The sequence below is a fragment of the Vibrio sp. OPT46 genome (genome assembly GCF_015163535.1).
Taxonomy (GTDB): domain Bacteria; phylum Pseudomonadota; class Gammaproteobacteria; order Enterobacterales; family Vibrionaceae; genus Vibrio; species Vibrio alginolyticus.
The window spans coordinates 38,426-49,014 of record NZ_JADDYG010000201.1 but is presented as its reverse complement, the minus strand read 5'-3'; the positions used below and the strand labels follow the sequence as shown (position 1 = coordinate 49,014).

At 45.8% G+C, this 10,589-nt stretch carries 9 protein-coding genes, 1 tRNA gene and 1 pseudogene; 4 read left to right on the top strand and 7 right to left on the bottom strand.

Going from position 1 to position 10,589, the window contains the following annotated elements; translation table 11 throughout:
- Nucleotides 1–145, top strand: a pseudogene (locus IQR33_RS09015) (L-2-hydroxyglutarate oxidase); the annotation flags it as partial.
- Between the two features lie 47 nt (nucleotides 146–192).
- Here IQR33_RS09015 and IQR33_RS09010 read toward each other — a convergent pair.
- The 3 genes from IQR33_RS09010 to IQR33_RS09000 all read right to left on the bottom strand — a co-directional run bounded on the left by IQR33_RS09010 (nucleotide 193) and on the right by IQR33_RS09000 (nucleotide 3,169).
- Nucleotides 193–597: a hypothetical protein gene (locus IQR33_RS09010; protein ID WP_064369498.1), complete on the bottom strand. Its 405-nt coding sequence runs from the start codon at nucleotides 595–597 to the stop codon at nucleotides 193–195.
- A 174-nt stretch (nucleotides 598–771) separates the two neighbouring features.
- A complete protein-coding gene (gene cydB, locus IQR33_RS09005) occupies nucleotides 772–1,770 on the bottom strand; it encodes a cytochrome d ubiquinol oxidase subunit II (RefSeq protein WP_005374173.1) in 999 nt (332 codons plus the stop codon).
- Between the two features lie 10 nt (nucleotides 1,771–1,780).
- Nucleotides 1,781–3,169, bottom strand: a complete 1,389-nt coding sequence (locus tag IQR33_RS09000) for a cytochrome ubiquinol oxidase subunit I (RefSeq protein WP_017635517.1) — start codon at nucleotides 3,167–3,169, stop codon at nucleotides 1,781–1,783.
- 159 nt (nucleotides 3,170–3,328) lie between these two features.
- On the opposite strand from IQR33_RS09000, the gene IQR33_RS08995 reads away from it, so the two are divergent.
- Both IQR33_RS08995 and IQR33_RS08990 read left to right on the top strand, forming a co-directional pair.
- A complete protein-coding gene (locus tag IQR33_RS08995) occupies nucleotides 3,329–4,573 on the top strand; it encodes an NADH:ubiquinone reductase (Na(+)-transporting) subunit B (protein ID WP_053307135.1) in 1,245 nt (414 codons plus the stop codon).
- Nucleotides 4,574–4,871: 298 nt separating this feature from the next.
- Nucleotides 4,872–6,272: a tryptophanase gene (locus IQR33_RS08990; protein ID WP_053307136.1), complete on the top strand. Its 1,401-nt coding sequence runs from the start codon at nucleotides 4,872–4,874 to the stop codon at nucleotides 6,270–6,272.
- 78 nt (nucleotides 6,273–6,350) lie between these two features.
- Here IQR33_RS08990 and IQR33_RS08985 read toward each other — a convergent pair whose 3' ends face one another.
- Nucleotides 6,351–6,962, bottom strand: a complete 612-nt coding sequence (locus IQR33_RS08985; protein WP_005374167.1) for a DUF2913 family protein — start codon at nucleotides 6,960–6,962, stop codon at nucleotides 6,351–6,353.
- Between the two features lie 32 nt (nucleotides 6,963–6,994).
- Nucleotides 6,995–7,078: transfer RNA gene (locus tag IQR33_RS08980), tRNA-Leu, on the bottom strand.
- A gap of 561 nt (nucleotides 7,079–7,639) precedes the next feature.
- Here IQR33_RS08980 and IQR33_RS08975 point away from each other — a divergent pair.
- Complete coding sequence (locus tag IQR33_RS08975; protein ID WP_017635515.1) at nucleotides 7,640–8,848, top strand: NupC/NupG family nucleoside CNT transporter; 1,209 nt, start codon at nucleotides 7,640–7,642, stop codon at nucleotides 8,846–8,848.
- Nucleotides 8,849–8,902: 54 nt separating this feature from the next.
- Here IQR33_RS08975 and IQR33_RS08970 read toward each other — a convergent pair whose 3' ends face one another.
- Together IQR33_RS08970 and IQR33_RS08965 are read right to left on the bottom strand one after the other, a co-directional pair.
- Nucleotides 8,903–9,991, bottom strand: a complete 1,089-nt coding sequence (locus IQR33_RS08970) for a DUF3541 domain-containing protein (RefSeq protein WP_005374164.1) — start codon at nucleotides 9,989–9,991, stop codon at nucleotides 8,903–8,905.
- A 69-nt stretch (nucleotides 9,992–10,060) separates the two neighbouring features.
- Nucleotides 10,061–10,589, bottom strand: a 529-nt coding sequence (locus tag IQR33_RS08965; protein ID WP_193843648.1) for an alpha-ketoglutarate-dependent dioxygenase AlkB family protein, incomplete at its 5' end; no start/stop codon positions are given.

The window sequence follows — 10,589 nt, the reverse complement described above, 5'->3', positions numbered from 1 at the left end:
CTTGGTTCATGACTTCTTGTTTGCCGAGAGCGCAAGAAGCTTACACGTTTGCAACGCCCCCTCTCCTGCAGCGACATCTGCAATGCCTATTGGAGAGTGCATTTGCGATAAAGTGAATGAGAAGATAGAAGCGAAAACGGTATAAAACAAAGGCGACGCAACTGTCGCCTTTGTTTTATTTGAATCTGGGGATTAGGAGTCGCCATCTTTAGGGCAGAGTTCCCCTTTCTTGGCGTGTCTTTCTATCATGTAATCGCCTCGGGCACTGTGCAATACAATTGCATTCCAGACTTGACCATCTTGCAACTCGAACTCAAACGCATAATGGGTGCCGCCGACCATTTTCGTTCTCACCTCATGAATTGCTTTCAATTTATCATCGGCATTCATTTGATAAAGCACCATGTTGAGTGAGCGTCTGGCGTCAGGAGTTGCTTCAGCAAGTTGCCAATGGCCCTGCTCGTCTGTTGCGGAGCAAATAGACCGCATTTTACTTTTCATGGCGGATGACATCTGCTTGTCTACGGCCAATGCATTTGGTGAAAACAGTGGAACCGTCAAAAGAATCAAAGTTACCAGAAACCGCTTTAAGGTCATAAAAACACTCCGTTGTTTTACTCTTGCTTGAGTATAGACCTCAATGGCTTCAGATGTGGTGCAGTCGACTCTGGGCCTACAATATCGCAGTTCGTATCAACGAACTGATGATAAACAAGGCGACCACGCTTGCCAGCCAAATGCCAATGAACCACAAAATGGGCTTTAGTTTCATCAGTGATATCCTTCTCCACGTTTCATCTTGCCGCGGAACACCCAGTACGAATAAGCCGTGTAGGCTATGATCAGAGGAAGTAATACCACCGCACCGGCAAGTAAAAATGCCAAACTTTTGTCTGGCGCGGCGACGTCTTGATAAGTGAGTGCGAATGGGACCAAGTAAGGGAATGTACTGACACCGAAACCCATCGCGGACACAAGAAACAGGCCGATCGCAAGAACGTAGGCTCGGACGGCTTTGTGGTCGAGTAAGGCTTTGAATAACTGCCAAATAAGTGCCGCTGCAATAATTGGTAAAATGAAAAACAGTAGCGAGTTTGGTAATGAGAACCAACGTTCAAATACGATATTTTGGCTCAATGGCAGCCACAAACTGGCGATGAATATACAGGCTACCATCGCTAGCCCCCATCGTCGCGCGACCACGTAATAGCGCCCCATCAGCTCTTCTGGAAGCTTGATTAATAACCAGCATGAACCGAGCAGAATATAAGCACAAACAAGCGCCAAGCCACAAAATACGCTAAATGGTGAAAGCCAATCAAACCATCCACCTGCGTATGCTCGTTCACTAACCTCTATACCTTGGAGCAGGGTTCCGAGCATAATGCCTTGCATCAATGCTGCGGTGAGTGAACCAATGAAAAAAGCGCTATCCCATAAAAACTTTCCGCGTTGTGTTCGGAAGCGATACTCAAAAGAAACCCCGCGCAGAATTAATCCGAGCAGCATTAAAATCAGAGGAGCATAGAGTGCTGGCATAATGACCGCGTAGGCGAGGGGGAACACGGCAAAAAGCCCACCACCGCCAAGAACTAGCCAAGTTTCATTCCCATCCCAAACAGGAGCGATGCTGTTCATCATCATGTCGCGCTCTTCATCGTCATTAGCGCTGAGGAATAGGATACCAATACCGAGATCAAAGCCATCTAACACGACATAAATCAGAACGGCGAGCCCAATCAAAGCGTACCAAATTAATGCGTAATCCATGAGTTAGCTCCTAGGTTAGATGGTTAGAATGTGTGATGGCATCAGTTTTCGTGCCATCAGGAAGTCGGCTATCTAGACCTTCTTCATATCGAGTTGGAGACTTGCGCATCAAACGTAGGAGATAGAAGAAGCCAGCTCCAAAAACCACAAAGTAAACCACGATGAACGCCGTCAGGGAGACGCTCACCGCGGCGGCATCAATAGGCGATGCCGAATTGGCTGTGGTTAAAAGACCGTATACGGTGTAAGGCTGTCGACCTACTTCGGTAGTTATCCAGCCTGCTAAAACTGCAATGAACCCCGCTGGGGCAAACAGCACACAAATACGTTGAAGTGCCCTCGAATCAAAAAGTTTGCGACGTTTTCTTAGCCAAAGGCTCCACAAACCAATAACAAGCATGCCAAAACCAAGCGCGACCATGACTCGGAAAGACCAGAAAACGATAGAGACAGGAGGGTGTTCCTCCTCTGGAAAAGCATCTAATCCCTTCACTTCACCGTTGAGGTCATGAGTTAAAATCAAACTACCGAGTTTGGGGATTTCCAGTGCGTATTCCATGCGTTTTTCTTCATCGTTAGGGATACCGAAGAGGATCAATGGCGCGCCTTGGTGAGACTCATAGTGCCCTTCCATCGCGGCGACTTTGGCGGGTTGATGTTCAAGGGTGTTTAAACCATGCATGTCTCCAGCAACGATTTGAATTGGTGTCACGATGGCAGCCATCCACATTGCCATCGAGAACATAATTCTGGCTAGAGGGTTATGGTTTGCTTTTAGTAAGTGATAAGCGGCAACGCCGGCTACAACAAAGGCAGTAGTAAGGTAAGCGGCGAGCAACATATGAACGAGCCGGTAAGGGAAGGAAGGGTTGAAGACAATCGCCCACCAGTCTTCTGGGATAAACTGTCCGGCTTCGTTGATACTGTAGCCCGCTGGTGTTTGCATCCAACTATTAACCGAAAGTATCCAAAACGCAGACAAAAACGTCCCGAATGCAACAATACAAGTCGCGGCGAAGTGAAGCTTCTTACCCACCTTATCCATACCGAAAAGCATCACGCCTAAAAACCCCGCTTCGAGGAAAAACGCAGTAAAAACTTCATAACCCATTAGCGGGCCCAGGATTGGGCCTGTTTTGTCGGCAAACACGCTCCAGTTAGTACCGAATTGATAGCTCAACACGATGCCACTCACCACACCCATACCAAAACTGATGGCAAAGATTTTGAGCCAGTACTTATAGATTTGCATGTACTGTTTGTTGCCCGTTTTTAAGTACAAGCCCTCTAATACAGCGAGATAACTTGCCAAACCAATCGTAAAAGCTGGAAAAATAATGTGGAAAGAGACAGTAAAGGCAAATTGGAATCTAGCTAGGTCAATGGCGAGTGTGTCCATGAGCGGTCCCTTTTTCGTTGGATAAACTGTTCGCCGGATTTAAAGAGGAGACAGAAGAGTGGCGAACAAGGTGAAATACGAAGAAGGAAGACGAAGAGATTAAAAAACGATCGCTTTTTACACATGTGCGTACCATCTTTTAGATAAAGGAGGAGCGTTATGAGCCTTAAACATTACTTTGAGAAAGCGACACCTAAGTTTGGTCCAGGTGGGAAGTATCACAAGTTCTACCCACTTTTCGAAGCTGTCGAAACCATTTTTTACACGCCTGGTAAGGTAAACCAGGGCATGACTCACGTTCGAGATAGCATCGATTTAAAACGTATTATGATCATGGTGTGGCTGGCGGTCTTCCCTGCCATGTTCTGGGGTATGTACAACATAGGCCAGCAAGCGAGTTATGCCTTGTTGTACGGAATGGATCAAGCCTCAGCTCAGCAAGCGCTTGTTTCTTCATGGCAACTGAGTTGGGTATGGGGCTCGTTAGATGCGGTTTCACAAGCGGGGTGGGGAAGTAAAATGTGGCTTGGTGCTACTTACTTTCTCCCGGTTTATGCGACGGTGTTTATCGTTGGTGGTTTCTGGGAAGTTCTGTTTGCTATTGTGCGAAAGCATGAGGTAAATGAAGGTTTTTTTGTCAGCTCTATACTCTTTGCGCTGATCCTTCCTCCGACAATTCCACTATGGCAAGCGGCTTTAGGTATCACTTTCGGTATTGTTGTGGCGAAGGAGATTTTCGGTGGTACTGGACGAAACTTCCTAAATCCAGCTTTAGCAGGGCGCGCGTTCTTATACTTTGCCTATCCTGCCAACATGTCCGGTGGTGCCGTGTGGGTTGCGGCTGATGGTTACTCTGGCGCTACTCCACTTAGCCAATGGTATGAAGGAGGGCAAAGTGCTTTGATAAATAATATGACGGGAGAGCCAATTTCATGGGGAGATGCTTTTGTTGGTAATTTACCAGGCTCGATGGGTGAAGTCTCCACGTTGTTGATCGCACTAACAGGCTTGGTTCTCATCTTTATGAAGATTGCATCGTGGAGAATTGTTGCGGGCGTGTTGGTCGGTTTAATCGGAGCTTCATTACTATTGAATGCGATCGGTTCAGACTCTAACCCCATGTTCTCCATGCCGTTCTACTGGCACTTCGTGATTGGTGGGGTTGCGTTTGGTACCTTCTTTATGGCGACAGACCCTGTCTCGGCAGCTTTTACCAATAACGGGAAATGGGCATACGGACTATTAATCGGCGTGATGACGATTTTTATCCGAGTGCTGAACCCGGCTTATCCAGAAGGCATCATGTTAGCGATTCTATTTGCTAACTTATTCGCGCCACTTTTCGATTACCTAGTCAAAGAAAGTAATATCAAACGCAGAATGAAAAGGGCGAGACCTTCTTAAAATGAGGGTGACCTCACTGAAAATTGATTGAAAACTGCACTATATTGAAAAGGTCAGAGACATGGGGTTTCTGACTTTTTATTTTTATCAGGAGGACGAAGACGATGAGAATAAAGGATATTCTCGATAGCCGTTTGGTGCTGTCGTTCTGGTATAACCTAGACTACTGCTTGTCTCTTCTTAGTAAAATCTCTTCTCGTTGATTTCCTCAATGCAATCGCATTGAAAAGCATTCTATCTATTTGTTTTTTAGTCTTACGTGAAACTGCGTAGGGCAATGCGTATAAGGAAATTAACAATGAAACGTATTCCAGAACCTTTCCGTATCAAAATGGTTGAGCCAATCAAAATGACGACTTTGGCAGACCGTGAAGTCGCGTTAAAAGAAGCGGGCTATAATCCATTTCTTCTTCGTAGTGATGATGTTTATATCGATTTGCTGACTGACTCTGGCACTGGTGCCATGAGTGATAATCAGTGGGCTGGTATCATGATGGGGGATGAATCCTATGCGGGGAGTCGAAATTACTACAACCTGTGTGATGCAGTGGAGCACTTCTTCGGTTATAAGCTCACCGTGCCTGCACACCAAGGGCGTGGTGCCGAGCAAATTTTGTTCCCAGCTTTGATTGAGCGTATGCGTCAGGTGCGTGGTGGCGAAACGCCAGTATTTATCTCGAACTACCATTTTGATACCACAGCGGGTCACATTGAACTCAATGGCGGTAAAGCGATTAACGTGGTAACGGAAGAAGCATTCGACACCACTACGCCTTATGATTGGAAGGGCAATTTTGATATCGATAAGCTGGTGGCAACAATTGAAGCGCACGGTTCGCATAACATTTGTGCAATTATCACCACGATTACTTGTAATAGCTCCGGTGGTCAGCCTGTGTCGATGGAAAACATGCGCAGTGTGTACGAGATTGCAACCAAGTACGATATTCCAGTGGTGATTGACTCGGCTCGTTACTGTGAGAACGCCTACTTTATCAAGCAGCGTGAAGCGGGTTACGAGAATAAATCGATTCTGGAAATCATCCGTGAGATGTACCAGTACGGTGATATGCTCACCATGTCAGCTAAGAAAGACCCGATGGTAAACATTGGTGGCATGTGTTGTATTCGTGATCATAAGGAGTTGTTCCAGGCGGTGCAGACGCGCTGCGTACCCATGGAAGGATTTGTAACATACGGCGGCATGGCTGGGCGTGATATGGAAGCGCTCGCTCGCGGTTTGTATGAAGCCGCGGATGAGGATTTTCTTCACTATAGAATTAGCCAAGTTCAATACTTAGGTGAGCGCTTACGTGAAGGCGGTATTCCGATTCAATACCCAACGGGTGGTCATGCGGTGTTTGTGGATGCCGCTAAGATTTTGCCACATATTCCAGCGGATCAGTTTCCTGCGCAGGTATTGTGTAATGCTTTGTACTTGGAAGCGGGTATTCGAGCAGTAGAGATAGGATCGTTGCTGCTTGGTAGAGATCCGGAAACGGGTAAACAAAAAGTGTCAGAGCTTGAGTTGATGCGTTTGACCATTCCACGTCGTGTCTACACAAACGATCATATGGATTACATTGCGGATGCGATTATCGAACTGAAAAATCGTGCACATGAGTTAAAAGGGCTCACTTTCGAGTACGAGCCACCAGTGCTGCGCCACTTTACTGCTCGATTTAAAGAGATCGATTAACTCAAGTTTAAATCTAGATAAGCAAAAGGCCGCGAGTTTCGCGGCCTTTTTCGATTCGTTTATTTCTTAGCGTTACACTTACGCCAACTCTAATGTGATGCGAACGAACTGGTCGTCTTGATACTGCACTTCATAATTGAAGGTACCACTGGCGTAAATGCTGCCAAGAAAAAGTGAACGTTGACTCATTGGTCCGCGGAACAGCATCGAAATAGGAGCGATTAGGGCGTTATTATCATCGAAGTGCTGATTTAAGTTCTCAGAAAGCACACACAGCAAACAGCCGTGTTGGTCGTGAGATAAGTCGACGTCTTCCGGTCGAGATAATAACACGGTAGTCCCCAGTTTCTTCTCAATCTCGTTGATCAGCAGCAAGTAGCTATCTAGATCGGGTTGAGGGTTGCTGGGTTTGTCTGCACCGACGCAGCGCTCGAGTAATGCTTCCAGATTTCCGTTCTCACCTTTTGCCTGCTGAGTCAAAGATTTTAACGGCTTTTTAATCAGCTTATAGCGATTACTCTTCAGTTTTGGTTTCAGCCATTTCTGAAGTAAGTCATTACGTTCTTTAAGGGAGAGGCCATGCGAGGACGCGTGAATTTTAAAGTGCAGGTGTAATAAAGCGTGAACCGCAAGCTCACTCAGAAGTTGATTAGCATCTGTAGACTGTCTTGCCTGCTTAGAACTTTGCATTACACTCGAACAAAATTAGGGAAGAAGGATAATGGTGCCGAGAGAGGGACTCGAACCCTCACACCAAAGGCACTAGCACCTCATGCTAGCGTGTCTACCAATTTCACCATCTCGGCATCATGATGCTCTGAATACTCAGAGGCCTCGAAAGAAGCAACGCGAATTGTATAACCAAAATCCACCTGTTGGCGAGAGCAAAATGACGAATTTTGGCTCTTTCGAGTTTGATTGCATATTTATTGGTCACTTTTATGTTTTTTACCATCAACGCCTATCCTTATGCCCTTACTTTTATTAATAGTATGACGACAAAAGAGTACTTTTGCCTAAATTTTGAACGCTTGAACGTTTGCGTAAATAAATGTGATGAATATCTCTTTTTGTTGGCTATACTTGCGTCCCGTTTAAGCGGGAATTAGGGTTTAGTTGTTCAGGACCCTTACCCATACAAGCCGTCACATGGAGCAGGCCAAGCAACATGCTCGCCAGCAGTGAATGACCCCACGGACCGGACCAGCTACGTTCAATTGCTTGTATAAGGTAAAAATAAGATGTCGAACTATTCGTTCTGTCTACATTCTGGATCTAAAAGTGAGTTATCACTCGCTGCGTTGTCCCTTTCTTCTGCCAATTCCTTTGGCTCTTTTTTCTTTTTCAACGTTTAGTAGGTCCAGCTCATGAGTGTTCTATTTAGTCTATTTGGTATTGTTGCACTGCTAGGTTGTGCTTTCCTACTTTCTGAGGGTCGTTCTTCCATTAATTGGAAAACTGTATCTCGCGCCTTGATGCTACAAATGGGGTTTGCTGCTTTGGTGCTCTATTTCCCGTTGGGTCAAGCGGCGCTGGCGAGTTTAAGTAATGGTGTCGCGGGGCTACTCAGCTTTGCTGATGAAGGGATTAAATTCCTCTTTGGTGACCTCGCTTCTTCTGGCTTTATCTTCGCTATCCGTGTCCTTCCTATCATCATCTTCTTCAGTGCTCTTATCTCCGCCCTTTACTATTTGGGCATTATGCAAAAAGTGATTCAATTTATTGGCGGCGCTATCCAGAAGTTCTTGGGTACGAGTAAAGCAGAGTCTTTGGTTGCAACAGGGAACATTTTCTTATCTCAAGGCGAGTCACCACTTCTTATTCGTCCATTTCTTTCTAACATGACTCGCTCTGAACTGTTTGCCGTGATGGCTGGTGGTATGGCTTCAGTGGCGGGCAGTGTGCTTGGTGGTTATGCTGGTTTAGGGGTCGACCTCAAATACTTGATCGCGGCAAGCTTTATGGCAGCACCAGGTAGTTTGATGATGGCAAAAATCATCGTTCCTGAGCGTCAAACGCCAAGCGATTACAACAATATTGAGCTAGATAAATCAGAAGAAAGCAACGTAATTGATGCGCTAGCAAGCGGTGCCATGGGCGGTATGAAAGTTGCCGTTGCTGTTGGTACCATGCTTATCGCTTTCGTGAGTGTTATCGCGATGGTGAACACGGGGCTAGAAAACTTGGGTGAGATACTTGGTTTCTCTGGCGTAACGCTACAAGCGATTTTTGGTTATTTGTTTGCACCTCTAGCGTGGTTGATTGGTGTGCCAAGCCACGAAATTCTAGCTGCGGGTTCATACATTGGTCAGAAAGTGGTGATGAATGAGTTTGTTGCGTTTATCGATTTTGTGCAGCACAAAGCGACACTGTCTGAGCATACTCAAATTATTATCACTTTTGCGTTGTGTGGTTTTGCGAACATTGGCTCAATTGCGATTCAGTTGGGCTCTATCGGCGTGATGGCACCTGAGCGCCGCAAAGATGTTGCAAGTCTAGGCCTAAAAGCGGTTGCTGCTGGTACACTCGCTAACCTGATGAGTGCTTGCTTAGCGGGAATTTTTATCTCTCTCTAATTTAGATTGAAGATCCACACTCAAAACCCGCCTAAATGGCGGGTTTTGTTATTTCTAAGGCTTGGGCATTAAGCCGTAAGGTATCGATTTAAAAGCCTCTGGGTGCTCTTGATAAGTTGGCGCTTTATGTACCCCTTTCCAATCGAGCAGCATGATGGCTAGCACGTTACGGTGTTCGCCGTACTTGAGATCAAAGTTACCGTCGACCGACGGAATCATCCCTTTTTCTGCGTTGATTGCATGACGAATGGCTTGGCGGGTCTTCTTTACGACCGGATCATGGTCCAAGCCTGCTAACAAAAACGAAATGCCGACTTCCGCAATCACGTCTTCTTTGGCGCGCAGTAGGATAGTGTCGATGTTGTTGCGAAAGTAATCATAAATCCATTGGTGTTTCTTCTCGCTTACTCGCTCCTGATAATACTGTGAATCGGCAAAGATGATGTGCGTCATACCATAGAGTTTGTTCCAATACTGCTGAGCTGAAAGCATCTTATCTTTATCGTCGGGGTAGGTGTTCCGGAAGGTTTGAGTGAATTCCTCGACCACATCTTGCTCTCCTAGCTGACGAAGCCAGTAGACTTGGTTTGCAAGCTGAGCTGCCCATGCCTCTATCATCTCTTTGTCCGTAACGTAACGCGAGAAATCGTAGCGCCTAATAATTTTTCTCAGCGTTTTGTCTTGTTTATGTTGTAGGCCATATTCGTTTGCTCTTGCCATTGCGCCAAGCAAATCCACACCAAGATAAAGGTACTCAGGATGGTGTTTAGTCACGGTATAGCGTCGCTGCCCTCGTTCGGTTTCTTTCTCTTGATACGTGGTCAACCTTTGAGATGAATAGAGAATGATGTCTTCTGGTTCAACGACTTCATTAGCAAATAGGTTTAACCGGCTGGCTACTTGTGCCATGTCGGTCCAAATGGCAGCGTGATATTTCTCATCTAATGTTTGGCGGTACATGCGTAAGCCAAAATGGCCCTCTTTAAACGCCGGGAAAGTGAACAGTTCTTGTTCGTAGGTACTACGAATCAACTGCGCTGATTGAGTATTATCGAGAAGCGGTACGTCTTCCTGTGATGCCTGAGCAGCAAAGGTAAGTGAGTAAAAGAGTAAGACCGCTAAGCTAAGAGGTTTAATACGCATAAATCCATTCCCTATGAAGTCCTGAACCTAAACCTACCATCAATATTAATTGAGAATGTAAAAGCTGAGTCAATAGTTGAAAATTTGCCTAAAAGTCAGGTTGATACGTTCATCTTTGGTTTTCGCGGTTTTTGGTACGCAGTGCTTCCAGTGATGCTGGAGCTCGCCAGCCATAATCAGTAAGGAGCCGTGAGAAAGCTCATATCCAATCTCAGTTTTACAATGTAAATTTCTAAGCAAAAATCGACGTGTTTCACCTAAGTTCAAAGATGCGATAACAGGGTTTCTACCTAACTCTGGTTCATTATCTTGGTGCCAGCCCATTGAGTCTTGCCCGTGTCGATATAAGTTAGCGAGAACAGAATTAAAAGTGACATCAGCAACTGATTCACAACGCACTTTGAGCTGAGTTAACTCAGGAGTCCAAGGGTGAGGCTGCATGGTTAAGCCTGAGTAAGTATATGCTGCATCACCGTGCCACGCTTGTAAGCGAGGTTGAAGTACTGACTTGCCGAACATAGTAATGTGTTCTTGGTGCCATGGCAGTGTCTTTCGAAGTTGGTCAAAGTAATTATCCGCCTCAAGATGGTTAAGAAAT